Origin of the sequence: Arthrobacter sp. JUb115, assembly GCF_004365035.1 — a bacterium.
Classification (GTDB): domain Bacteria; phylum Actinomycetota; class Actinomycetes; order Actinomycetales; family Micrococcaceae; genus Glutamicibacter.
The window spans coordinates 251,600-275,557 of the sequence record NZ_SOBS01000006.1 but is presented as its reverse complement, the minus strand read 5'-3'; the positions used below and the strand labels follow the sequence as shown (position 1 = coordinate 275,557).

20 protein-coding genes are annotated in these 23,958 nt (G+C 60.5%); 16 read left to right on the top strand and 4 right to left on the bottom strand.

Going from position 1 to position 23,958, the window contains the following annotated elements; translation table 11 throughout:
• Positions 1–4: 4 nt before the first annotated feature.
• Positions 5–931, bottom strand: a complete 927-nt coding sequence (folP, locus tag EDF61_RS12650) for a dihydropteroate synthase (RefSeq protein ID WP_105656834.1) — start codon at positions 929–931, stop codon at positions 5–7.
• 112 nt (positions 932–1,043) lie between these two features.
• Between folP and EDF61_RS12645 the strand changes: the two genes are divergently transcribed.
• From EDF61_RS12645 to mnmA, 3 genes are read left to right on the top strand one after another with little or no spacing between them, the layout of a single operon-like run.
• Entirely contained in the window at positions 1,044–1,853 is an 810-nt protein-coding gene (locus EDF61_RS12645) for a hypothetical protein (RefSeq protein WP_105656833.1), read from the top strand.
• 29 nt (positions 1,854–1,882) lie between these two features.
• Positions 1,883–3,118 carry a cysteine desulfurase family protein gene (locus tag EDF61_RS12640; RefSeq protein ID WP_105656832.1) on the top strand — a complete coding sequence of 412 codons (1,236 nt, stop codon included), beginning with the start codon at positions 1,883–1,885 and terminating at the stop codon, positions 3,116–3,118.
• Positions 3,115–4,251: a tRNA 2-thiouridine(34) synthase MnmA gene (mnmA, locus tag EDF61_RS12635; protein WP_105656831.1), complete on the top strand. Its 1,137-nt coding sequence runs from the start codon at positions 3,115–3,117 to the stop codon at positions 4,249–4,251. The genes EDF61_RS12640 and mnmA overlap by 4 nt, the downstream gene beginning before the upstream one ends.
• A gap of 679 nt (positions 4,252–4,930) precedes the next feature.
• Here mnmA and EDF61_RS12630 read toward each other — a convergent pair.
• Complete coding sequence (locus EDF61_RS12630) at positions 4,931–5,290, bottom strand: hypothetical protein (RefSeq protein WP_105656830.1); 360 nt, start codon at positions 5,288–5,290, stop codon at positions 4,931–4,933.
• Positions 5,291–5,517: 227 nt separating this feature from the next.
• Here EDF61_RS12630 and EDF61_RS12625 point away from each other — a divergent pair, with 227 nt between their 5' ends.
• The 13 genes from EDF61_RS12625 (at position 5,518) to secA (ending at position 22,644) form a co-directional block, all read left to right on the top strand.
• Positions 5,518–7,149, top strand: coding sequence for an ABC transporter substrate-binding protein (locus tag EDF61_RS12625; RefSeq protein ID WP_133834292.1), 1,632 nt, complete (start codon positions 5,518–5,520; stop codon positions 7,147–7,149).
• 146 nt (positions 7,150–7,295) lie between these two features.
• Positions 7,296–8,387, top strand: coding sequence for an ABC transporter permease (locus EDF61_RS12620; protein ID WP_105656828.1), 1,092 nt, complete (start codon positions 7,296–7,298; stop codon positions 8,385–8,387).
• A 2-nt stretch (positions 8,388–8,389) separates the two neighbouring features.
• Positions 8,390–9,376 (top strand): ABC transporter permease, encoded by a 987-nt coding sequence (locus tag EDF61_RS12615; protein ID WP_105656827.1) that lies wholly within the window; start codon positions 8,390–8,392, stop codon positions 9,374–9,376.
• On the top strand, positions 9,373–11,067 hold the full coding sequence (locus tag EDF61_RS12610; RefSeq protein ID WP_105656826.1) for a dipeptide ABC transporter ATP-binding protein: 1,695 nt from the start codon (positions 9,373–9,375) through the stop codon (positions 11,065–11,067). Before EDF61_RS12615 ends, EDF61_RS12610 begins: the two co-directional genes overlap by 4 nt.
• Positions 11,068–11,177: 110 nt before the next feature.
• Positions 11,178–11,549: a chorismate mutase gene (locus tag EDF61_RS12605; RefSeq protein ID WP_105656864.1), complete on the top strand. Its 372-nt coding sequence runs from the start codon at positions 11,178–11,180 to the stop codon at positions 11,547–11,549.
• Positions 11,542–12,606, top strand: a complete 1,065-nt coding sequence (locus tag EDF61_RS12600) for a uroporphyrinogen decarboxylase/cobalamine-independent methonine synthase family protein (RefSeq protein WP_105656825.1) — start codon at positions 11,542–11,544, stop codon at positions 12,604–12,606. Before EDF61_RS12605 ends, EDF61_RS12600 begins: the two co-directional genes overlap by 8 nt.
• 136 nt (positions 12,607–12,742) lie before the next feature.
• Complete coding sequence (gene mtrA / locus EDF61_RS12595; protein ID WP_105656824.1) at positions 12,743–13,423, top strand: MtrAB system response regulator MtrA; 681 nt, start codon at positions 12,743–12,745, stop codon at positions 13,421–13,423.
• A complete protein-coding gene (gene mtrB / locus EDF61_RS12590; RefSeq protein ID WP_105656823.1) occupies positions 13,420–15,240 on the top strand; it encodes an MtrAB system histidine kinase MtrB in 1,821 nt (606 codons plus the stop codon). The genes mtrA and mtrB overlap by 4 nt, the downstream gene beginning before the upstream one ends.
• Entirely contained in the window at positions 15,240–16,943 is a 1,704-nt protein-coding gene (locus tag EDF61_RS12585; protein ID WP_133834291.1) for an LpqB family beta-propeller domain-containing protein, read from the top strand. The genes mtrB and EDF61_RS12585 overlap by 1 nt, the downstream gene beginning before the upstream one ends.
• Positions 16,944–17,012: 69 nt before the next feature.
• Positions 17,013–17,801: a ComF family protein gene (locus EDF61_RS12580; RefSeq protein ID WP_105661492.1), complete on the top strand. Its 789-nt coding sequence runs from the start codon at positions 17,013–17,015 to the stop codon at positions 17,799–17,801.
• 169 nt (positions 17,802–17,970) lie between these two features.
• Positions 17,971–18,669: a ribosome hibernation-promoting factor, HPF/YfiA family gene (gene hpf, locus EDF61_RS12575; RefSeq protein ID WP_105656863.1), complete on the top strand. Its 699-nt coding sequence runs from the start codon at positions 17,971–17,973 to the stop codon at positions 18,667–18,669.
• Positions 18,670–18,689: 20 nt separating this feature from the next.
• Entirely contained in the window at positions 18,690–19,862 is a 1,173-nt protein-coding gene (locus EDF61_RS12570) for a winged helix-turn-helix domain-containing protein (protein WP_166650797.1), read from the top strand.
• 133 nt (positions 19,863–19,995) lie between these two features.
• The gene (gene secA, locus EDF61_RS12565; protein ID WP_105661490.1) at positions 19,996–22,644 is read left to right on the top strand and encodes a preprotein translocase subunit SecA; all 2,649 of its coding nucleotides are present in this window, start codon (positions 19,996–19,998) and stop codon (positions 22,642–22,644) included.
• Here secA and EDF61_RS12560 read toward each other — a convergent pair.
• Both EDF61_RS12560 and EDF61_RS12555 read right to left on the bottom strand, forming a co-directional pair.
• A complete protein-coding gene (locus EDF61_RS12560) occupies positions 22,641–23,165 on the bottom strand; it encodes an Rv3235 family protein (protein ID WP_105656818.1) in 525 nt (174 codons plus the stop codon). The genes secA and EDF61_RS12560 overlap by 4 nt on opposite strands.
• Before the next feature lie 40 nt (positions 23,166–23,205).
• The gene (locus EDF61_RS12555) at positions 23,206–23,928 is read right to left on the bottom strand and encodes a hypothetical protein (RefSeq protein ID WP_133834289.1); all 723 of its coding nucleotides are present in this window, start codon (positions 23,926–23,928) and stop codon (positions 23,206–23,208) included.
• Positions 23,929–23,958: the final 30 nt, after the last annotated feature.

Here is a 23,958-nt window from a genome sequence, read left to right as displayed (position 1 = left end):
ATCCTTACTTGCTGACTTCGGGTTCTGGGTGAGCAGGAGGATTGACATCCCCCATGTTGTGTATCTGGTAGGCAGGCTCCCGCCACCCTTGTGCTGCTTCGAGCAGGCGTACTGTCTGCACCGATTCAGGAATATTGTGCATCCGCAATATGCGGGCACCGTTCATGGCACAGATCGTTGCTGCCACCATAGAACCAACCATGCGCTCAGCCTTCGGCAAGTTCAAGGTTTCACCGATGAAGTCCTTGTTCGAGACCGCTGCCAAGGCCGGATAGCCCAAATCGGCAAAGGCCTGGAACCCAGCGGTCAAATCCAGAGTGTGGCGGGTGTTCTTGTTCAGGTCGTGCCCTGGATCAACAATGATCTTTGCCGGAGAAACACCAGCGTCCAACGCAATCTGGATTTTCTCCAGCAGATACTGGCGGATCTCGGCCACCACATCGTCGTAGCTAGGGCGCGGGTAAACGGTGCGGGGCTTGGCTAGCGAATGGGTGATCACCACATGCACGTTGTTCTTGGCTACCACCCGGGCCAAACCGGGATAGGAAAAGCCTGTGGTGTCATTGATGACATCAGCGCCGGCATCAATGGCAGCCTGCGCCACCTGTGGATGGAAAGTGTCTGCAGAAATAATCACCGAACTGCGGCTACGCACTTGATGGATAACCGGCACAATTCGCTCTGCTTCCTCCTGCCACGGGAGCTCCGGGCCCGGAGAGAAGGGGACTCCGCCGATATCCACCCAGTCAGCACCTGCCTCGACCGCACGCATGGCAGCGGCCACAGCATCATCCAAGCCAAAGGTCGACCCGGCATCGTAGAAAGAATCCGGAGTGCGGTTGATCACTGCCATCACCGCGATCCGCTGTGAGAAATCCAGGGAGCGCTGGGAGAAATCATGGACTGGAACCAAGAAATCAGGCTTGAACATGCAGGAAGGCTCCCTTAGCTGGAATCGACACGTCATCAGTTGTTCCTCTATTCATACCACCGACCACGGTTCGGAGGAGGAATCCGCCCGCTGCTCTCGCTAGGCTTGGACCATGCAGTTTTCACACCTCTCCGCAGCCCACGGGCAATGGATCGCCGCAGCTTGTGCATCAGCCGACCCCAGCACGGTAGTAGCCCAGATCCCGCATGGCTACGAACGCTACGTCCGCATCCTTCACCCAGCACTGGATGAAGATGACCAGTTGGTGCGCTGGGAGACGGTGGCACAGAGCCGCAAGCACATCATCACCGCCGCGGATCTTTTTGAAACCGTGGCCGGACTGGACGCGCAAGGCAATCCTGCGACCGAAGACGCCTGGGTAGATACCGACCTGCCGCTGGACCAGCTCCCGGAATCGCAATGGCAAGCACTAGCCGCCGAAATGGTCCGGGTTTCTGCCAAAGACCAGAAGTTCGTGGTGGGCTTGTGGGCCGGTTACGCATTTATCGCGGGCGGGGAACGCATACAGATTGAGCGCGAGCCGGATCCTGCATTGAGCGATGACGAGAACCAGCGGGTGTACGAGTTGGCGCTCGCCGAGGCGCAGAAACCTGCCTTTGGTCCCGAGATCATCCAGGCAGAACCGTTCGACCTGGGTGGCGGATACCGGAACTACCACCTGTTCGAAGCGGACGCGGAGTTCCTGGCGCAGCCCGAATGGGCCAGAACTGCCGACGGCGCCCAACGCCAGCGCCCGGCGCTGGCGTTTGCGGCGGACCATTCCTGGATGCTGTCGACAGAACCGTTTGATGATTGCACCATCCTGGGTGGTCCTGCTTCATTGATTGAGGCGGTCTTGAACAATCCGGCGCTGGAGGCCATTGAGGTTGGCCAATTCACACGGATCGGCCATTCAAACTAGGGCGCCCCACCCCGTACCATTGAAGTGTTATGAAAACTTCCGCCGTATACCTGGATCACGCGGCAACCACCGATCTGAATCCAGCAGCTCTGGCTGCCATCACCGAACAGTATTCCCGCACCGGAAACCCGTCTTCTTTGCATGGGGCCGGACGTCGCGCCAACCGTGCGGTGGATGATGCCCGCCAAGCTATCGCCATGGCCGCCGGGGCGCACTCCAGCGAATTGATCTTCACATCTGGTGGGACTGAATCGGATAACTTGGCGCTGAAGGGACTGTTCTGGAACCGCGTGGCGGCCAATGAGCAGGCGCGTGCCATCGTGCTCACCGGCATTGAGCACCACGCGGTCCTGGATACGGCTACCTGGCTGCAGGACCATGAGAATGCCACCTTGCTGTGGCTCGCCGTGGATGAAGACGGTGTCGTTGATCTGCAGGCGGCCGAAAAGCTATTTGAAGAGCAGCACGAGCAGATCGCTTTGGCCACCTTGATGTGGGCCAACAATGAAGTCGGCACCGTTCAGCCGATCCGTGAATTTGCTGCCCTAGCTGGCAAGTACGGGGTCCCGGTGCATTCGGATGCGGTGCAGGCCTTTGGTGCGCTCGCGGTCGACTTCGGCTCCTCGAATCTGGCCACCATGGCGATTAGCGCGCATAAGATCGGTGGCCCGGTAGGCATCGGCGGGCTACTGGTTCGCCGCGATATTGTGCTCACCCCGGTCCAGCACGGCGGTGGACACGAACGCAAGCTGCGATCGGGGACTTTGAATGCTGCCCACGCGGCCGGCTTTGCCGCCGCGGCTACCGCGGTGCGTTCTGGATTGCGGCAGGAAGCTGCGCGGCTGAGCGAACTGCGTGAATATGCGATTGAGAAGATCACCGGCTTGATTCCGGAAGCGGTGCTGAACGGACCACGGGATCAGGGCAATGAGGGCCAGCGCCTCCCGGGCAATCTGCACTTCACCTTCCCGGAATGCGAGGGGGACTCCTTGCTATTCGGCTTGGACATGGTTGGCATCGCATCATCCACCGGTTCGGCGTGCACCGCTGGTGTTCCGCAGCCTTCGCATGTTTTGCTGGCTATGGGACGCGATGCGCGCACCTCGCGCAGTGTGCAACGCTTCACATTGGGGCATACATCCACACGCGCCGACGTTGACGCATTATTAGAGGCTTTGCCCCAAGCGTATGCTCAGGCAAAGAAGGCTGGCATGGCAGCCGATGAAAGCAGCATCCACACGGCAGGAACAGGTTTTACACGATGAAAGTACTAGCAGCGATGTCCGGAGGCGTGGACTCGGCGGTAGCCGCGGCCCGCGCAGTTGAAGCCGGCCATGATGTGGTCGGCGTGCACCTGGCCCTGTCTCGCATGCCGGGGACCCTTCGCACCGGTTCGCGCGGTTGCTGCACCTTGGAAGACTCCAATGATGCATGGCGTGCCTGCGACAAGCTGGGCATCCCATACTACGTCTGGGACTTCTCGGACCGCTTCGCAGAAGACGTGGTGCAGGACTTCGTGGATGAATACGAAGCTGGCCGCACCCCGAATCCCTGCATGCGATGCAATGAGAAGATCAAGTTCGCTGCCTTGCTGGAAAAGGCATTGGCCCTGGGCTTCGACGCGGTATGCACCGGGCACTACGCCAAGGTGCTGCGCGATTCCGAGGGCAACCCGGAGCTGCACCGAGCCGCAGACTGGGCCAAGGACCAGTCCTACGTTTTGGGCGTGCTGACCCACGAACAGCTGGAACACTGCATGTTCCCGCTAGCCGAGACTCCCTCCAAGGCGGAAGTTCGCGCCGAAGCCGCAGCGCGCGGACTGACCGTGGCGAACAAGCCAGATAGCTATGACATCTGCTTCATTCCCGATGGCGATACCCGCGGTTGGCTGGCTGAACGCATCGAGATGAAACCAGGCGAGATCGTTGACCACGAGGGCAACCAGCTCGGTGAGCACGAAGGCGCCCAAGCCTTCACGGTTGGCCAGCGCAAGGGTCTTCGACTGGGTCGTCCGGCCGCCGACGGCAAACCGCGCTTCGTCTTGGAAATCCGTCCGAAGGACAACAAGGTCATCGTCGGTCCAGAGGCCCTGCTGGCTGTGGACCAGCTGCGCGGCATCCGCATTTCCTGGGCTGGCCTGCCGATCGCTGAAGTTTTCAGCGGAGACAAGTTCGACTGCATGGTGCAGGTGCGCGCGCACGGCGATCCGGTCGCCGCGGTAGCCCACATGGAGCGCTCGGAAGAAGGCCGCGACGAGTTGGTTGTCAACCTTCCCGAAGGCATGCGTGGAGTCGCGCCGGGCCAGACCATGGTCGTCTACCAGGACAGCCGCGTGCTGGGCCAAGCGACCATCGATTCTGCTCGTTCCAGCGAATGGGACTCCAGCATGGTCAATTAATTAGCCATCCAAAGAAACCCTTGGTCCAGTTCAAGATAATGAACTGGACCAAGGGTTTCTTCGCGTCGTGATTCAAGTTAGACGAACGGCTGGTTGCAACGGAGCTCGGCGGCCATCCGCTTCGGCCGTGGGCGTCCGGCACGTATTCGCCCGGCATTGCCGGCGATTACCGGTGGTGTGTGGGATTCGGCCTGTCTTCAAGGGCCGCTTGGGGCTTGCTGGCTCACTGCATTGGTTCGACCCTCTAGGTTTCGCTATTGAATTGGGCTGCCGACCCTGTTGCGCCACCGGATGCCCTGGCTTCCAATGCGCTCGCTGCGATGTTCTCGAGAATGCTCACCAGCGGTAGCTGGGCGGATAGGGGCGCATCGTCCAGAACAACGGATCATTCCAGTCGGCAGAACCAATTCGTACCAATCCGGAAGGCCTCCACGAGCTAGATGCCCGAGGGGCTCGGGCAGCAGTACTCAAGGCCTTCGCAAGATCCAGCCGACGGCCGGTGCATGGAACCTGCACTGGATGATGCTGGACTCTGTCCGGTTGCCCGCTGCATGCATTCCCGTGGCGGAAAGGACGCCCAGGGGGATGAACCGAGTGAAGAGCACGAGCTTGCGCGACAGCGAAGGGTGCCGGACCAATATCGGTCCGGCACCCTTCGCCATTGTGTTGTATTCAGCTTTTAGCCTTCATCGACAATGCCGAACATATGAGCGGAAATATCTTGGTACTCCACCCGGGTCTTGCCCTTTTCCAGCTTTGGAAGCTGCGCCGGGGAGTGGGTGTGGCAGTGAACGAAATCGAAGGCAGGCCACCACTTCTTGGGGCGTTCGTATTCGCTGAAGCCGCAGACTTCGCAGACCAGATGAATCCACACGGGGCGTTTGCCGGTGCGGTTGGCGCGCGACTGCTCCAACCAAGCTGGTGGATTGGTGTTCAGCTCACGGAATTCTGCTTCGCTCATTTTGGAAGGAATGCCGTGGCGCTTGGCCATTTCTACTGGGATATCCAACGCGATTGCCGCGTCTCTACGAGTCATCATTGACATCTAGCTTATGCCACCTGGCCAACGAGCCGGAAGGAATCCCAACCCATCTCACCATTGAGTTAGAAAGGCTATGGGCTGAAGCACAAAAAGTGGGCGTCGAGACCACGTTTTTGCCAATTTCCGCCGGTTCCATTCGTATTTTGTGCCCTGCATCACTTAGGCTATGTGAAGCATGTGTTAATCATCACAGCCCATGCATGTACCTAGACGAAGGATGACTCATGACTCGCAAGAAGAACGGGCTGCGACTCGCAGCAGCCGTTGTGGGTATCTCTGCCCTGGCTCTGACCGGCTGCACCCAAGCTGCAGACAGTGGCAATGAAGAGGGCGGCAGCGGCGATGCCAGCGCTCCAATCACCCTGGGCACCACCGACAAAGTGACCTCCCTGGACCCTGCTGGATCTTACGACAACGGTTCGTTCATGGTCATGAACCAGATCTACCCATTCCTGCTCAACTCCGAGCCGGGCAGCCCGGACCCATCGATGAGCCTTGCCGAGTCCGCAGAGTTCACCACCCCGACTGAATACACGGTCAAGCTGAAGCCGGGCTTGAAGTGGGCCAATGACCACGACCTTGATTCCAAGGACGTCAAGTTCACCTTCGACCGCCAGCTGAAGATCGCGGACCCTAACGGCCCATCCTCGCTGCTGGGCAACGTTGAGTCCATCGAGGCGCCTGACGCCACTACCGTAGTCTTCAAGCTGAAGGTCGGCAATGACCAGACCTTCCCGCAGGTGCTGACTTCCCCGGTCGGCCCGATCGTCGATGACGAAGTCTTCCCCGCAGACGCAGTCATGGACGACCAGAAGATCGTTGAGGCCAAGGCCTTCGGAGGCCAATACGTTATTGATTCGTACAACAAGAACAACCTGATCTCCTTCAGCGCTAACGAGTCCTACCAGGGCGTTCTGGGCCCTGCAGCCAACGACAAGGCAGCGATCAAGTACTACGCGGACGCCAATAACCTGAAGCTCGAAGTCCAAGAAGGCAAGATCGACGTCGCATGGCGTTCGCTGACCCCAACCGACATCGAAGACTTGGGCAAGGATGAGAATCTGGCGGTCCACAAGGGACCGGGTGGCGAGCTGCGCTACATCGTCTTCAACTTCGATTCCATGCCATACGGTGCCAAGACCGATGATGCTGATGAAGCGAAGTCACTGGCCGTACGCCAGGCAGCGGCGCACCTTGTGGACCGCGAAGCCATCGCGAAGAACGTCTATAAGGACACCTACACCCCGGCTTACTCGTACGTGCCGCAAGGCTTCACCGGCGCCACCGAGCCGCTGAAGGACATGTACGGCACCGACGGCAAGCCGGATGCAGCCAAGGCCAAGAAGGTTCTGGAAGATGCCGGAGTGAAGACCCCGGTCAAGCTCGCGCTGCAGTACAACCCGGATCACTATGGCCCGAACTCCGGTGACGAATACGCACTGGTTGAAAAGCAGCTGGAGGCCGATGGCCTGTTCGAAGTGGATTTGAAGTCCACCGAATGGGTGACCTACCAGAAGCAGCGCGTCACGGATTACCCGGCCTACCAGCTGGGCTGGTTCCCGGACTACTCGGATGCCGACAACTACCTGTCGCCGTTCTTTGCCAAGGAGAACTTCCTTTCGAACAACTACGACAACCCCGAGGTTGACAAGCTGATCTCCGATCAGCGAGGAATGGTCGACGCTGCGGAGCGCACCAAGGCCATCGAAGAACTGCAGACGATGGTGGCTGAGGACTTGTCCACGCTTCCACTGCTGCAGGGTGCCCAGGTGGCCATTGCAGGCAAGGACGTCAAGGACGTTGACAAGACCTTGGACGCATCGTTCAAGTTCCGTCTCGGTGTGCTGAGCAAGTAATTCGGCTCTCGCCTCGCAGACACCAAACCTGAGGGGATCTGCCACGCGCCAACCCTTGGCGCGCGCGGTGGATCCCCTTGGCATGCGCCGTCATTGACCGCTCAAGGCGGCGCATTGCCACGCATCCTGAACCATAAGGACAGACGATGACTATCACGTCGCCACCGGGCCAAGAAGCAAGCCCGCTAGCAACACCCAAACCAGCAAAGCAAAAAGGCGGAGGATTCCTCCGTTACTTGATTACCCGATTCTTGCTGATCATTCCCACTGTCTTCATCCTCATCACAGTGGTGTTCTTCCTGATGCGCGTGACCGGAGACCCGATCACCGCAGCCTTGGGCGGACGGCTCACCCCGGACCAGCTGGCCCAGCGCATCCATGAAGCCGGATACGACCGGCCGATCCTGATCCAGTACTTCGAGTACCTGGGCCAGATCTTCACCGGCGACCTGGGCCGCACCATGAGCGATAACCGGGCGGTCACCGAGGTGCTGGCCACCTACGGCGCAGCAACTTTGGAACTGGCCATCAACGCGGTCCTCGTCGCACTGCTGGTCGGCATCCCGCTGGGCCTGGTTGCCGCGAAGTTCCGCGACCGCTACCCGGATGCCGTGTTGCGCATCCTTGCAATCCTCTCCTACGCCACCCCGGTGTTCTTCGCCGGCTTGCTGCTCAAGCTGGTCTTCGGCGTATGGCTAGGCTGGCTGCCGATCAGCGGCCGTGCCGACTGGCAGACCGAGCTTGAACTGACCGGCCTGCAGAGCCCATCGGGCATCTACTGGCTCGATGCGCTGCGCAGCGGCAATAGCGCTGCCTTCTGGAATGTCACCGAGCATGCGATCCTGCCAGCCCTGGCACTGGGCCTGCTCACCGGCGGCGTGTTCCTGCGCCTGGTGCGCACCAACGCAATTGGCACGCTGGGCCGCGAATACGTGGAAGCCGGCCGTTCGCGCGGTGTCAGCGAATTCCGCCTCACCACCAAGCACGCCTACCGTCCGGCGCTGATTCCGATTATCACTGTCATGGGCCTGCAGATTGCCATGCTGCTCGGTGGAGCAGTGCTGACCGAGACCACCTTCGAATGGTCGGGATTGGGCTTCAAGCTCGCCGAATACCTCACCGCCCGCGACTTCGTGGCTGTGCAGGGCATCGTGGTGCTGCTGGCCATTATCGTCGCCGTCACCAACTTCATCGTTGACGTGCTGGCCGCCTTGATCGACCCGAGAGTCAGGTACTAATCATGAGTACAGCTACCTTGCCGGCTTCGAACAAGTCCTGGCTGGACCGGCTCCCGGTCATCTCCCACCTGCGCATGTCCTCGGGCCTGCAGCGGGGCATGCTGGTTGCCGGTCTGGCGCTCTCCGGCCTGTTCATCGTTACCGCCCTGTTCGCGCCGCTGATTGCGCCTTTCGATTTCGCGCAGTCCTCGGATGCATCCGGGGACTTCCCGCGCCAGGCGGCTCCGGACAGCAAATTCATCTGGGGCACCACCGCCACCGGCTATGACGTGTTCTCGCGGACCCTCTTCGGTGCGCAGACGGCCATCTGGGTGATCCTGGCGGCCGTGGTCATGTCCCTGTTCCTGGGCGTATTGCTGGGCTTGATCTCCGGCTACCTCGGCGGCTGGTTCGACCGCATCGCCGTGGTGTTGGCCGATGCGATCTACGCGTTCCCATCCCTGCTGCTGGCCATCGTGATGTCCATCGTGATTTCCCAGGGCCAGTCTTCGCTCTTCGGCGGCGTGATGGCAGCGGCCATCTCCATCACCGTGGTATTCATCCCGCAGTACTTCCGCGTGGTCCGCGCCGAAGTGATGCGGCTGAAGGCGGAACCCTTCGTAGAATCCGCACAGGTGATCGGCGCCAGCCCATGGCGAGTGATGTTCGCGCACCTGCTGCGCAACGCCACCCGCACCTTGCCGCTGATCTTCACGCTGAATGCCACCGAGGCATTGCTGACCCTGGCGGGCCTGGGCTTCCTGGGCTTCGGCATCGAACCGACCAGTGCTTCGGAATGGGGCTACGACCTGAACCGAGCGATGTCAGATGCCACTAGCGGAATCTGGTGGACCGGCCTGTTCCCGGGCTTGGCCATCGTGCTCACCGTGATGGGCTTGACCCTGGTTGGCGAGTCCATGAATGACCTCAATGACCCGCGCCTGCGCCGCTTCAGCCGCAAGAAGGCCAAGCGCATCACCCAGTCCGGACAGGTAGGAGCAAACAAATGACCAACAGTCCTCTCCTCGACTCCGAGGCCAACGTCGGCACACCCGCTGTCTTGCGCATCGAAGACCTGAACATTGATTTCGTCACGGACGCCGGCGCAGTGCCGGCAGTGCGCGGCGTTGATTTGCAAGTCAGGGCCGGCGAGATCCTGGCCATCGTGGGCGAATCCGGATCCGGCAAGTCCGTCACGGCACGCACTGCTCTGGGCATCCTGGCCGAGAACGGTGCCTCGCACGGCGGGGTCTACCTCAAAGGCAAGAACATGCTCACCCTGCGCGGCCGCGAGCTGCGCGCGGCTCGCGGCCGGGATGTGGCCATGGTCTTCCAGGAACCATCCACGGCACTGAACCCGGTGTACACCGTGGGGTGGCAGATCATGGAGGGCATCCGCGCGCACAACAGGATTTCCAAGAAGGAGGCCAGGACGCGCGCCATCGAGGCAATGCGCCAGGTCGGCATCCCGGATCCAGAGCAGCGCGTGGACTACTACCCGCACCAGTTCTCCGGTGGCCAGAAGCAGCGCGTGGTCATCGCCGCGGCGCTGGCCCTGAAGCCGGAACTGATTGTGGCAGATGAGCCAACCACCGCATTGGATGTCACGGTGCAGGCTGAAATTCTCCAGCTGCTGCGCGACCTGCGTGATCAGCTGGGTACCGCCATCGTCATCATCACCCACAATATGGGGGTGGTGGCCGATATCGCCGACCGCGTGATCGTGATGAACCAGGGGCAGATCGTTGAGCAAGCACCATCGATCCAGCTCTTCGAAGCACCGCAAGAGGACTACACCAAGTCCCTGCTGGCTGCCGTGCCGCACCTGGGGCGCGAAAGCGCCTCGGAGGGACTAGTCGAACGTCCGAACCAGGATGCTGAATTGCTGGTGGAAGCCAAGGGCCTGAAGGTGCATTTCCCGGGACGCCTCGGGGCCCCGGGCTTCACCGCGGTCGATGAGGTGGATCTGAAGATCCACGCCGGCGAGGTCTACGGACTGGTGGGCGAGTCCGGTTCGGGGAAAACCACCATCGGACGCAGCATCGCGGGATTGAACCGCATCACCGGTGGCTCGCTGAAGGTGCTGGGCTACGAGATGGCCCACTTCAAGGAACGCACCTTCAAGCCGCTGCGTGAGCAGATCGGCTTCGTGTTCCAGGATCCAGCGGCAAGCTTCAATCCGCACTTGACCGTAGGCGAATGCGTGGCCGAGCCACTGGCCGTGCACCGTGATCTGAACCCGCTGCAGACCCGCAACAAGGTGGCCGAACTGCTTGAGGCCGTGCAGCTTCCAGCCGGTTTTGCCAACCGCTACCCGCACGAACTCTCCGGCGGCCAGCGCCAGCGCGCGTCGCTGGCCCGCGCACTGGCCTTGGAGCCGAAGCTGCTGATTGCCGATGAGCCAACCAGCGCACTGGACGTTTCGGTGCAGGCCAAGGTGCTGGAGCTGTTCCGCGAATTGCAGACCGAACTGGGCTTCGCAGCCCTGTTCGTCTCGCATGATCTGGCAGTGGTGGACCAGCTGGCTACCTGGGTGGGCGTCCTGTTCCGGGGCACCTTGCTGGAAGAAGGCTTGGGCTCCAAGGTTCTGGCCAACCCGCAGCATGAATACACCCAGCGCCTGATCGCCTCGCTTCCGGTTCCGGACCCGCGCGAACAGGCGCAGCGACGCAAACTGATTGAACAGCTGAACGCCTCCTGAGCAGCTGGCAATCAAGGAACAACGGGCATGCCCCGGGCACGGTCAGGCACCGTGTCCGGGGCATGTCACCTTGTGGGTAATCCGTCATGCGAACCCGTAAACTGGTGATCATGAACGAGCCGAAGAACACTGAGACCACCCAGTCATTCGACCCGCACGCCAGCTCGTTGCAGGGCGAGGTCCAGAATGAAGTCCTCGAAGAGCTGTACGCCATCCGCGGCAGCATCGACAACTTCGATGCGCAGCTGGTTTTCCTGTTGGCTGAACGCTTCAAGGCGACCCAGCGCGTAGGGGTCCTGAAGGCCGAGCACCAGTTGCCGCCGAGCGACCCTAGCCGCGAGAAGGCGCAGATCGAGCGCCTGCGCGCCCTGGCCCACGAAGCGCATCTTGATCCAGAATTCGCCGAAAAATTCCTGAATTTCGTGATCTCTGAAGTCATCCGCCACCACCAGAACATTTCTGACTCGCACAACAATGACTGAGCAGGAACACGAGGCCGCTGAACGCCGCGATGTTCACGCCACCGCTTTCTGCCAGTTCCCGGGCAGCGACCCGTCGGCCATCCACGAAGTGGTGCGCGGGGAATTGGGAGAACCCAACCTCGCGGTCTTCCCGCAGCTGCCGGATCGTGGCGTCGGCGCCGATGCGGTAGGGCGCAGCGCCACCTTGCTGGCAGACCTCGGCTTCGATCTGCAGCCGCACGGCTGGAGGATCGGTGCCAAGGACGGTATCGATGCCCGTCGTGCCCGCAGCATCCTGCGCAGTGACGAGAATCTGCTAGCTGATGTACTCGGCGCGGAAGCGAAACCTGCCCAGCGCCTCAAGCTCACCTTGCTCGGTCCGTGGACCTTGGCCGCCAGCCTGTACCTGTCGAACGGGGAGCGGGTGATCAGCGATCATGGGGCGCGCCGCGACATCATCGAGTCCTACGCCCACGGAGCACGCGAGCATCTGGACCGACTGGCCCGCATTACCTCGCTGGCGGACTTCACTATCCAGATTGATGAGCCGCTGCTGGGCGACGCGCTCGACGGCACAATCAGTACCGCCAGCGGATACCGGACCCTGCGCTCGATCCCACGCGCCGAAGTGCGAAGCGCCTATGCGCAGTTCTTCAAGGTGCTCGCTGGCGAGGCCGAAGGCCAACGGGTCACCTCGCTGCTGAATCTGCCTACCCAGGATGAACACTGGATTGAACGGGTGGATCTGCTGCACCAAGCCGGTGCCGGCGCGCTGGTCATCGACCCTGGAGGCTTGACGCACCGCAAGTGGGAGCGGGTAGCGGGACTTGTCGAAGGCGGGGGCCGCGTCTTCTTGCAGGTGCTCGCCCCCGGAACCCGGGCACCAGGTGTTGTAGAAGGGGTGAACTCCATTCTTCGTCCTTGGCGTCAGCTGGGCTTGGGCTTGGGGCAGCTAGGTGCACTAACCCTGATGCCGCGTGGAGACTTCTCGCGCAGCAGCTCGGCGCAGGCCATCGAGAACCTGCGACGGCTGGCCAGTTATGCCCAAGCGTTGGAGCAGACACGCGTCGATGCGTAGCTAACTGCCTGATTCCTGCCGGTCACAGCCCGAAAAGGGCGGTTGATCATGTATCTTAGGAATAGTGGGGTAGCGGATCTACCCGGTTTGGCCAGTTGGCTGAAACCTCAAACCTACGGTTTCAGGGGGACATGGGATGAAGGCACGGATTTTAGTCGTTGACGATGACGAAGCGTTGTCGGAAATGATTGGCATTGTCCTGCAAAATGACGGCTTCGATGCCTCATTCTGCTACGACGGTTCCGGTGCTCTGGAAGCATTCCGTGAAGCGAACCCCGACCTGGTGCTCCTTGACCTGATGCTGCCTGGCATTGACGGCATCGAGGTATGCAAGCAGATCCGCGCGGAATCCGACGTTCCCGTCGTGATGCTCACCGCCAAGTCGGACACTGCCGACGTTGTCCGCGGGCTGGAATCCGGTGCCGATGACTACGTGCCCAAGCCTTTCAAGCCAGCCGAGCTGGTGGCCCGCGTGCGAGCCCGTTTGCGTCCAAGCGAAACCCACGCCGCGGAGACTTTGCAAGTTGGCGAAGTGACCATCGACGTGGCCGGGCACCGAGTGACCCGCGGAACCGATGTCGTGTCGCTGACCCCGCTGGAATTCGACCTCCTGGTCACCATGGCCCGCAAGCCATGGCAGGTCTTCAGCCGCGAGCAGCTGCTGGAAGCCGTCTGGGGCTACCGGCACGCTGCAGATACCCGCTTGGTCAACGTGCACGTGCAGCGCCTGCGCTCGAAGATTGAAATTGACCCGGAGAAGCCGCAGATTATCGAGACCGTTCGCGGTGTCGGATACAAGGCTGGTTCGGCAAGTTGAGTTCGCACACGTCGACCGGTGCAGAGTTGGTTCCGGTCGATGTGCATGCCCAGTCGCAGTCCAAACCCGCCCGGTGGAGCAAAATCGAGCAGTGGATCAAGCGTCCCTGGCACACCGCCAAGCTGCGTTGGCAACGCCACCTGCTGTTCCGCACCGTCATTTCGACGCTGCTTTTCACTGCGCTGGCTTTGGTTGCCGCCGGCGCCTTCCTTTCCAACCAGATCGCCTCCACGCTTTTCGAAGAGCGCGTGAACCAGATATCCAAGGAATCGGAACGCGGCCTGGTCCAGGCCCGCTCCATTCTCGAATCGGCTTCCACCACCGATCGCGCCTCCACCCAGGCCCTGGTGAATTCGACCTTGGCTTCCCTGGAAGGCGATGGCGCAACCGTAGTCCGCGATTTCGTGCTGATGCCCATTGCCGGTGACCAAAGCCTTTATGTTGGGCCAATGGCTTCCGGTTCCCTGACCACCCGCGTGATCCCTGGCGATCTCGCGGAGCGGGTTGCAGGGGAGCAAGGCATCTATTGGCGTTCCATCGAGCTGGGTGCCGATACCGCAACCAAGCCCGGTCTCATTGTCGGCACCAAGGTACTGATTCCGCCTGGACGCGAGTACGGACTGTATCTGGTCTACGACCTGTCCAGCGTGCAGGATACCCTCGAATTCATCAATCGTGCGATGGCTTTCACCGGGCTGATTCTGCTGGCAGTGGTTGGCTTCGTTGCGTGGTCGGTCGCCCGTACCGTGGTCCGCCCGGTGGCCGATGCCGCGTATGTTTCGGAGAGGATTGCTTCCGGTGACCTCGACCGCCGAATGAAGGTCGCCGGCAAGGACGAGGTGGCCCGATTGGGGACGGCCTTCAACCACATGGCCCATTCATTGCAAGAGCAGATCACCGCATTGAATAATCTCTCGGCCATGCAGCAACGCTTCGTTTCCGATGTCTCGCACGAATTGCGCACCCCGCTGACCACCGTGCGCATGGCTGCCGAAGTGATCCACGATGCCCGCGAGGACTTCGATCCGCTTACCGCGCGGTCCGCCGAACTGATGTACAACCAGATCGAGCGTTTCCAGCACCTGCTCAATGACCTGCTGGAAGTGTCCCGCTTCGATGCCGGCGTCGCGGTGCTTGACCGTGAGTCAACGGACTTGAACGTCATAGCCCGCAAGGTTATCGATACCGCCACCCCGGTGGCTGATGAATACGGTTCGCTCATCCGCCTGAACGCGCCCAGCGACGGTTGCGTCGCAGAAGTGGATCCGCGCCGCGTCGAGCGTGTGATCCGCAATCTGGTGCTCAACGCGGTGGAGCACGGTGAAAGCAAGCCAATCGATATCACCATCGGCGCCAACCAGAGCGCGGTGGCGATCACCGTGCGCGACTACGGCATCGGCATGTCCGAAGAGGCGTGCAACCACGTCTTCGACCGATTCTGGCGCGCTGATCCGGCCCGTGCACGGACCACCGGAGGTTCCGGCCTGGGCTTGTCGATCTCGATGGAGGACACCAGGTTGCACGATGGCCGATTGGAAGCGTGGGGCAAGCCGGGGGTCGGCTCGGTCTTCCGCCTGACCTTGCCACGCAGCGAGGACCTGGAGATCGCTTCGTCGCCGCTTCCACTGGAACCGCCAGTTCCTGAAAGCCTGGCTACGGTGATTTTGGGAGACAGCTTCCCGCTGACCGGTGAAGTGCCAAAGATCGGATACACGCCGCTGGTTCTTGATCCGGATTTGGATGCGGATTCGCCAGATGACGATGTCACCAATCCGAACCTCGGCAGCAACGAGCAGAAGAAGGAAGGGGAGAGCTGATGCGGAAGAAATTCTTTTCCAGCCTCGCGATCATCCTTGCTGCTGCGCTTGCGATCTCTGGCTGCGCCTCGATTCCTAGAACTTCCACCGTCCAGCAGATTGAAGCCGGAACCGACACTAGCGGGGCTGAAAGCTACAGCTATGCGGCCGATGGACCGGCAGCAGGTGCTGATGCCAGGGCCATCGTCGAGGGGTTCGTCGAGGCTGGGCGTTCGGTATCCGAAGATTATGCTGTCTCCCGCGAATTCATGGACGCGCAGCTGAGCAACACCTGGCGCGGTGATACGCAGACGCTGATCTACGATGCCTTCAATGTGGTCAACGGGGCCGATGCGAACAAGTACACCATCCAGCTCGAAATCACCGGTGAAGTCGACGCGCATGGCGTGCGCACCGACTACCCGGATCACTCGACCCGTGCAGTGGATATCGAAGTCGCCAAGGTAGACGACGAATGGCGCATTACCAAAGCCCCGGACGGCACGATGCTCGAAGCCTCGACGTTCACCAAGATCTTTGCCGCGCAGACCCTGTACTTCTACGATGCGAGCTTCGCCTATTTGGTTCCCGACATACGGTGGTTCACCTCGGGTTCGGGCACCACCACGTCGATGGTGGAAGCCTTGTTGGCAGGACCAGCCCCGTACCTGCAAAATGCTGTCGTCTCCGCTTTCTCGACGGCCAGCGGACTGGTGCGTTCAGCGGTGCCGGTGCGCGATGGCGAAGCGACCATCGATTTGAACTCCAATACCTTCGCAGATGCTACCGACCGGAGCATCTTGCTGATGAAGCAGCAGATGGAAGCCACGCTGACCAGCCTAGCTCCGGTGGACTCGGTAAAGCTGCTGCGGGAGGAAAACGAAGTCAACCTTTCGACCGAAGACACTAACTTCGAGCCGGCTACGTCCAACCCCAGCACGCAGGATACGCTGATCGGCATTTCGGACCAGTACTTGGTCTACGTCAAGGGACTCTCGGTCATTCCGGTGGGCGGCGTCCCGGATATTTCCGGATACAACCCACGGGACCCGGCCATGTCTCCGGTCGGCAATCGCTATGCCTTCCTCAACGGCCGCCGCACCCAGCTGTGGGGGATTGACGACAAGGGCAGCCTGCGCCTTTCGCTGGAGGGCGAGGAGCTCATCCAGCCGTCCATGGATCTGGCCGGCTGGACCTGGACCGCGGATAACGGGGCAGCTACCCCGATCAGGGCGGTCCCTGCCGACACCGAAATGAAGGGTGAAGCCCGTCCAATCGATGTGGCCTGGCTGGAAGATGCCCAGATCGATTCCTTGCGGATTTCCCGCGACGGCGCGCGGGCGCTGATCGTGGCAACCATCGGCAAGACCACGTCGGTTTACGTCGCCGGCGTGATCCGCGATGCTGAAGGTGTGCCCCGCGGACTCACGGATTCGCCAATGAAGATCTATCCAGAAGTTCCGGTGAATACCGCGCTATGGGATTCGGACAGATCCATTATTGTTGCCGAGCTCGGTGATGACCAAGCTGTTGAAGCGGCCCAGATCACCTTCGAAGGCGGCAGCGAGCACCTGCAGCTGCTGTTGGGCATGGTCGGCATCGCTACCGGTGTCGGCAGCCGCCGCGAAGTGTATGCCGAGACCAACGAGAAGCTGTATACCCGCGTGGGCAATTCCTGGCACGAGCTTGAGGATTTTGCCCAGGACGTCGCCTATCCCGGCTAAGCAGGACCTTGCTCCACAGCTCGTTGGCGACCAGACCGATCGACGCGGTTCATCGGCCAGTCTGGCCGTATGGAAATTCCCGAAGAGTGGCTGCGGTACTTCGATGAGCTGTCCCGCAGCAGGCCCATGCGCTGGCTGGGATTCGGCACCAGGGAAATCGCGAACTTCCTGCTTCCGGCCTGTTGCGCGGTCTGCGCCCGGGCAGATTTTCGGCTTTGCCCCGAATGCCGCAGTGAAATCCAACGCCAACTGAGCCTGCCGCCCCTGCCGGACACGCATCATCTCTATGTCGAGCTTCCCGCGCTCGGCCAGCAGCTTGCCGTTAGTTCCTGCGGCGCTTACGGCAAGGAGCTGGCTCGGGCTTTGCTGGCATTCAAGAACAAGCAGCGCTACTTCCTCGTCTCGCTCTTCGCCCCTTATCTTGCTGCCGCGCTGAACGCCGGATGCATCCCGCAGCGCGCGAATCTTCCTACCCTGGTGGTGCCGGTGCCCAGTTCGCTCAAGGCAACAGCGCAGCGTGGCTACTCTCCGGTGAAGACGATGCTCGACCACGGCTTCGCTCGCGGGCTGCTGTCGGCAGATCTAGAGTGCCGCACGCTGCTGCACTACCGCCTCGGTTCCGCCTTGGGCGGGGCGCAAAAAACCAAGAGCGGTTCAGACCGGCGCGGCGGCCGAACCCATTTCGTTGCCGAGCGTGCCAGCGCTAATGGCCAGCCGGTCATCCTGGTCGACGACGTCCTAACCACCGGTTCGACGTTGCGGCACGCGGCCATGGCCTGCCATGAGGCAGGATATGACGTCACCAGCGCGGTGGTACTGGCTTTGACGAGACCGCCAAATAATGCACCTGAACAGTAATTACGCTTACCGCGATCGGAAATTGTGAGCCCGGATACTTGAATCTTGGCCACGGTGGCATAAGGTGAAGTATGGGATGCATCACAGATGCAGCTAAAAGCCCATCTTCAGTCCGAAAGGATGGAACTTTCGGACTGTTGTGTCACCCGACTCCCTATTGGAGGACACCATGGAGCTGAACTACAGCGGACGCAACATCACCATTTCGGATCGTTTCCGTGAGTATGTTGACGAGAAAATCACCAAGGTTGACCAGCTGGCCACCAAAATACAGCGCATCGACGTCAAGGTCCTCAAAGAAGCACACGCTCGTGATCAGAGCACTGCACTGTCCGTTGAATTGACCGTTGTTGGCCGTGGCCCAGCAATTCGAGCCGAGGCTCGCGGCGCTGACAAGTTCGCGGCTTTCGACATCGCGTTCGCAAAACTGCTTGAACGCCTGCGCAAGGCCCGCGACAAGCGCAAGGTGCATCGCGGCAACCACACCCCGCTGGCTGTCCACCAGGCAACTGGCGGCCTGCCTACCGCATCGAGCGGCAAGTCGTTGGTTGAAGAAACCATCGAAGCCCAGAAAGCCGCGGAAGCTGCCGAAGTCGAGGCCAACGCCGAGTACTCGCCAGTGGTCATCCGCCGCAAGTCCTTCCCTGCAGAAGTGATGAGCGTTGATGACGCAGTGGACCGCATGGAACTGGTCGGCCATCCGTTCTACCTTTTCATCGATGAAGCCACCGGCGAGCACGCCGTGGTCTATGGCCGCACCCAGTACCAGTACGGTGTCATCTCCTTGGATCCATCACTGAACTCCAATGAAGAAGCCACCAGGGAAACTCGCGGCTACCGTGACAAAGCCTTGGCAACAGAAGGCTAGTCATCGGAACCACAACTAGCGTGGGCGGCCAACGCATTCTCAGCCTCAAGCAGGCACGAAGAATCGCGTTGGCCGCCCAAGGCCTGTCCAAGGGCAGGAAAGAACAACCCGTCACCGCGCGGAGAATCGTCAGCGCTATCGGCAGTATCGCGCAATTGCAGATTGACTCGGTGAACGTCGTTCGCAGGGCCCATTACATGCCGATGTTCGCCCGGCTCGGCGCCTATGACACCAAGGTGCTGGACCAGCTTCTGGCCAAACCGCTCAGCCCTATCACCGAATATTGGGCCCATGAGGCCTCGGTGGTCAGCTCCGAACTCATTCAAGACCTGCGGGTATGGCAGCGCCGAACCTGGATCGATAAATCAGATGGGTTCTCCGCCGAACAGCATGACCTCTCGGATCGCGTCCTTGAATACCTGTCCAATAATCCAGGCTCCAGCGCCCGGCAAATCAGCCAGGCTTTGGACGTCGCCCCGGTCGGGGAGAAAAAGCATTGGGGGTGGAATTGGAATGACACCAAGTTCGTCACCGAGTCCCTTTTCGCCCAAGCCAGGATCTTGACGCTGGGACGCAACTCCCAGTTTGAACGCCGTTACGCACTAGCCGCGGATGTGGTGGGCACGCAACAGGAACTCGATGCGGCGCAGCGGCACGAGGCCCTCGCCCGGCTGGTTGTCCGGGCCATGGATGCCCTTGGCATCGCCACCGCTCACTGCGTCGCAGAGTATTTCCGTCTTCCGGTGCGCGCGGCGAAAGAAGAGCTCGCCCAGCAGGCACGTGCTGGTCTCATCGAAGAAGTACAGGTTGCCGGCATTGCCGAGCCTTGCTATTTGCAGGCCGGCACCGAGATTCCGCGCAGGATCGATCCTGACCTGCGTTTGCTGTCACCTTTTGATTCGATGGTTTTCAATCGCCGCCGGCTGGAGAAGTTCTTCGGGTTCGAATACCGCATCGAAATCTACGTGCCGGAAAATCAGCGCCGCTACGGCTACTACGTTTTCCCGATGCTTTTCGGCGAAGAGTTCGTGGGCCGAGTGGATCTGAAAGCTGACCGGGCCAGGTCGGTGCTGCACGCAAAGCAGGTGCATTACGAGCAGGGTGTCGACGCCAGTGTCGAGGCTGGATTGCGAGCCGAGCTGGATCGCATGGCGCGCTGGCTGGAACTTGAACGAGTGGAAATCGGGCTGTGAAGGGCCTGTTGATCAAATCGCTGTTCGCTATAAGAACAGCGCAAATGGGATTGAAATAGCCAGATGTGCTGTTTTCCTCACGTAGACTGAAGACGCCAGAAATTACTGTGCTTGAGATATTGGGAGCTACCACGTGGCATCATTGCTAGAACGTATTTTGCGTACCGGCGACAAGAAGATTCTGAAGACTCTTCGTAAGTACGCCGACACGATCAATACGTTGGAAGTCGAAATTCGCGAACTTTCGGACGAAGAGCTCAAGGGTGAAACCGACAAGTTCCGCGAACGTTTGGCTAACGGTGAGACGTTGGATGACTTGCTCCCAGAAGCTTTTGCGGTGGTCCGCGAAGCCTCGGACCGGGTCCTTGGCATGCGCCACTTCGATGTCCAGCTCATGGGCGGTGCTGCCCTGCATCTGGGAAACATCGCTGAAATGCGTACCGGTGAAGGCAAGACCCTGGTCGCTACCGCACCGGCTTACCTGAACGCGTTGACCGGTGACGGCGTGCACGTGGTGACAACCAACGACTTCCTCGCCCAGTACCAGTCGGATCTGATGGGTCGCGTCTTCCGCTTCCTCGGTCTGACCTGCGGCTGCATTCTCTCCAGCCAGAAGCCTGCCGAGCGGCGCAAGCAGTATGAAGCCGATATCACCTACGGCACGAACAACGAGTTCGGATTCGACTACCTGCGCGACAACATGGCGTGGAGCAAGGACGAGCTGGTCCAGCGCGGACACAACTTCGTCATCGTCGATGAGGTCGACTCGATCCTGATCGATGAGGCGCGTACCCCGCTGATCATTTCCGGACAGGCTTCGGGAGATGTGAACCGCTGGTACACCGAATTCTCCAAGATCGTCTCGCGACTGAAGCGTGAAGACGATTACGAGGTCGACGAAAAGAAGCGCACCATCGGCGTGCTGGAGTCGGGCATCGAAAAGGTCGAGGACTACCTGGGCATCGATAACCTCTACGAAGCGAACAACACCCCGCTGATCGGCTTCCTGAACAGCGCCATTAAGGCCAAGGAACTGTTCAAGAAGGACAAGGACTACGTCGTTGTCAACGGCGAAGTCATGATCGTTGACGAGCATACCGGCCGTGCACTGGCTGGCCGCCGCTACTCCGAGGGCATGCACCAGGCCATCGAGGCCAAGGAAAACGTTGAGATCAAGGCCGAGAACCAGACTCTGGCCACCGTGACCTTGCAGAACTACTTCCGCATGTACGCCAAGATCTCGGGCATGACCGGTACGGCGCAGACCGAGGCCGCGGAATTCATGGGTACCTACAAGCTGGGCGTGGTGGAGATTCCCACCAATAAGCCAGCAATCCGCATGGACCAGTCGGACTACATCTACAAGAATGAAGTCGCCAAGTTCAATGCTGTGGTTGAGGACATTGCCGAGCGCCATGCGACGGGACAGCCGATCCTGGTGGGCACCACCAGCGTGGAAAAGAGCGAATACCTCTCCCGGCTGCTCTCCAAGAAGGGCATCCGCCACGAGGTGCTCAACGCCAAGCAGCACGCTCGCGAAGCTGCCGTGGTCGCGATGGCCGGCCGCAAGAACGCGGTGACCGTTTCTACCAACATGGCCGGCCGCGGTACCGACATCATGCTCGGCGGCAACGCTGAGTTCCTGGCCGTGGCCGAGATGGAGCGCCGTGGCCTGGATGCGGAGAACAACCCGGAAGAGTACAACACGGTCTGGGACGAAGTCTTTGACAAGGCGAAGGAAACCGTCGCCAACGAATCGAAGGAAGTTGCGGCGCTCGGCGGCCTGTACGTGCTGGGCACCGAACGGCACGAATCACGCCGCATCGATAACCAGCTGCGTGGTCGCTCCGGCCGCCAGGGCGACCCGGGCGAATCGCGTTTCTACCTGTCGATGACCGATGACCTGATGCGCCGGTTCAACTCCGGGATGGCCGAGCGCATCATGAACAACCCGTCGATGCCAGATGACGTGGCGCTGGAATCCAAGATGGTTTCGCGCGCCATTGAGTCCGCCCAGGCACAGGTGGAAGGCGTCAACGCCGAGCAGCGCAAGAATGTGCTGAAATACGATGACGTGATGAACCGCCAGCGTGAAGCGATCTACGCTGACCGCCGTTCCATCCTGGAAGGCGACGACCTCGAAGAAAAGGTCGGCCACTTCCTGGAAGATGTCGTCAAGGCAATGGTCCTGGAAGCGACCCAGGTCGGCGACCCGGACGATTGGGAGCTCAAGTCGTTGTGGACCAACCTCAAGCAGCTGTACCCGATCGGCATCACCATCGATGAAGTTCTCGAAGAGGCCGGCGGAGTGGGGCACCTCTCCGCGCAGTTCCTGGAACGCGAAATCCTCTCGGATGCCCAGTACCAGTACGAAGAGCGGGAAAAGCTTGTTGGTTCTTCCACCATGCGCGATCTGGAGCGCCGTGTAGTGCTCTCGACCATCGGTCGCAAGTGGCAGGAGCACCTGTACGAGATGGATTACCTCAAGGAAGGAATCGGACTGCGTGCCATGGCCCAGCGCGACCCGCTGGTGGAATATCAGCGTGAAGGCTACACCATGTTCCAGACCATGATGGAAGGCATCCGCGAGGAAAGCATCGGAACCCTCTTCAACTTGGAGATCCCCACCGGAGCTGAAGCAGCTGCCGCGCCAGTGGTTGACGAATCGGCGAAGCCGAAGAACCTGCAGTTCACCGGCCCGGATGAAGATGGCGAAGCCAGCACCACTCGCGCCCAGGCAACGTCGAGCAAGAAGAAGAACAAGAAGGCCAAGCGCAGCTAGATTAGCTCCACATCGGTCACCTGCCACCGTCCGTGCCAGGGCTCAATTTTCAGAGCCACGGCACGGACGCGGTATTTAAAGCCCAAGATGACGGTGCATTCCCAAGAACCTGATATGCACCGGTCCAGGTGCAATGAGATGATCTGCCCGTGTGCCGTGCCCGGCAGCGGCTCGAGCGTGTAGCACTGGGTCTCCAGGAGGGCCCGGCGCCGGAGCTTGGCAATGCAAGAGGGCTCCATCACGAATGCCAGCTGATTCACGGTGCGGTACCCAGCCACGATTTCGAAGACCGCGCGGGCTACTGCATGCGAAATCTCAACGATGGCCCGGTGCTCGCTGCGGTAGACAGCAGAGCGATGGAAGATATTGTCCATTGCCCGACGCAGGTGAGCCGGAGCCTGGCAAGGCTCGGCGGCCGAGGTGGCGCCAGCCGGGTTCGGGTCTGGGAGGTTGGCTGCGTAGATGTCCGGTTGATAGTAGCCGGTGTTGGCGCTACGGGGGCTGATGGCGATGGTGCTCATGATGACTCCTAGTTGGGCGTGGGGAAGTTCTTGAATGCGCTTAGCCGGCTGGCGGTAGTTCAAGTACCGTTCCAACTCGCAGCAGGTCCGGGTCGGTGCCGATGGACTTCTTGTTGCGTTGATAGATCTTTGGCCAATAGGCAGAAATTTCTTCCACGGTGGCCTGGGCACCTAGATGTTCTGCCGCTATGGTCCACAGATTCTGCCCTTCAGCGACGACAACTTCTGTGCGTTGCACCGAACGTTGGCCTGGATTCCTGGCCCCGGGGGATACCAGTGGGCTCAGGGGAACGCTCATGGATTCGGGGAACCATTGCGGGCTCGGTACGGAGTTTTGCTGCGGGCCTGCATAGCTGGCTAGTTCTTGGCTGGCGTTTTCCGCCGGGACCTGTGCCAGGGAAACTGCCAGTGGTTCACCCGCGTAGGCTGCAGCGACTGAAGAGAGGGCAATCGAGGTTCCAAGCATTGAGCCTAGAATTCTTCTGCTCAGTGCGGGGGCGATTCGTTCGAAGAACCGCGCTAGCTTCGGCTTGCGGTGGGTGAACGCCCAGCGGATCATCTGGGCCAAGGCCACGCGCAGCAAGTACAGCGTAAGTAACGCCAGGAACGAAAGGCTGACGAGAAGCCTTATGTGGTCCGCTGTGGCGAGCCCATCGACTGGGGGCCGGAAGTAATCAGATATCCACTGGATTCCCACATAGATAATGACCAATGACGCTGCCGAAAAGAGCAGCAGCACGAATATTTGCCGTTGGCGAGACACCCGAATCACTTCCTTGAATGAATTTTGATG

What these genes read in the sequence shown, in the direction of transcription:
- mtrA (WP_105656824.1), top strand. Translation starts at nt 12,743, where the DNA reads ATGAAGGCACGGATTTTAGTCGTTGACGATGACGAAGCGTTGTCGGAA.
- EDF61_RS12585 (WP_133834291.1), top strand. Translation starts at nt 15,240, where the DNA reads ATGCGGAAGAAATTCTTTTCCAGCCTCGCGATCATCCTTGCTGCTGCG.
- EDF61_RS12560 (WP_105656818.1), bottom strand. Translation starts at nt 23,165, where the DNA reads ATGAGCACCATCGCCATCAGCCCCCGTAGCGCCAACACCGGCTACTAT.
- EDF61_RS12615 (WP_105656827.1), top strand. Translation starts at nt 8,390, where the DNA reads ATGAGTACAGCTACCTTGCCGGCTTCGAACAAGTCCTGGCTGGACCGG.
- EDF61_RS12630 (WP_105656830.1), bottom strand. Translation starts at nt 5,290, where the DNA reads ATGATGACTCGTAGAGACGCGGCAATCGCGTTGGATATCCCAGTAGAA.
- EDF61_RS12580 (WP_105661492.1), top strand. Translation starts at nt 17,013, where the DNA reads ATGGAAATTCCCGAAGAGTGGCTGCGGTACTTCGATGAGCTGTCCCGC.
- EDF61_RS12605 (WP_105656864.1), top strand. Translation starts at nt 11,178, where the DNA reads ATGAACGAGCCGAAGAACACTGAGACCACCCAGTCATTCGACCCGCAC.
- EDF61_RS12625 (WP_133834292.1), top strand. Translation starts at nt 5,518, where the DNA reads ATGACTCGCAAGAAGAACGGGCTGCGACTCGCAGCAGCCGTTGTGGGT.
- EDF61_RS12620 (WP_105656828.1), top strand. Translation starts at nt 7,296, where the DNA reads ATGACTATCACGTCGCCACCGGGCCAAGAAGCAAGCCCGCTAGCAACA.
- EDF61_RS12640 (WP_105656832.1), top strand. Translation starts at nt 1,883, where the DNA reads ATGAAAACTTCCGCCGTATACCTGGATCACGCGGCAACCACCGATCTG.
- EDF61_RS12610 (WP_105656826.1), top strand. Translation starts at nt 9,373, where the DNA reads ATGACCAACAGTCCTCTCCTCGACTCCGAGGCCAACGTCGGCACACCC.
- EDF61_RS12600 (WP_105656825.1), top strand. Translation starts at nt 11,542, where the DNA reads ATGACTGAGCAGGAACACGAGGCCGCTGAACGCCGCGATGTTCACGCC.
- mnmA (WP_105656831.1), top strand. Translation starts at nt 3,115, where the DNA reads ATGAAAGTACTAGCAGCGATGTCCGGAGGCGTGGACTCGGCGGTAGCC.
- folP (WP_105656834.1), bottom strand. Translation starts at nt 931, where the DNA reads ATGTTCAAGCCTGATTTCTTGGTTCCAGTCCATGATTTCTCCCAGCGC.
- hpf (WP_105656863.1), top strand. Translation starts at nt 17,971, where the DNA reads ATGGAGCTGAACTACAGCGGACGCAACATCACCATTTCGGATCGTTTC.
- EDF61_RS12645 (WP_105656833.1), top strand. Translation starts at nt 1,044, where the DNA reads ATGCAGTTTTCACACCTCTCCGCAGCCCACGGGCAATGGATCGCCGCA.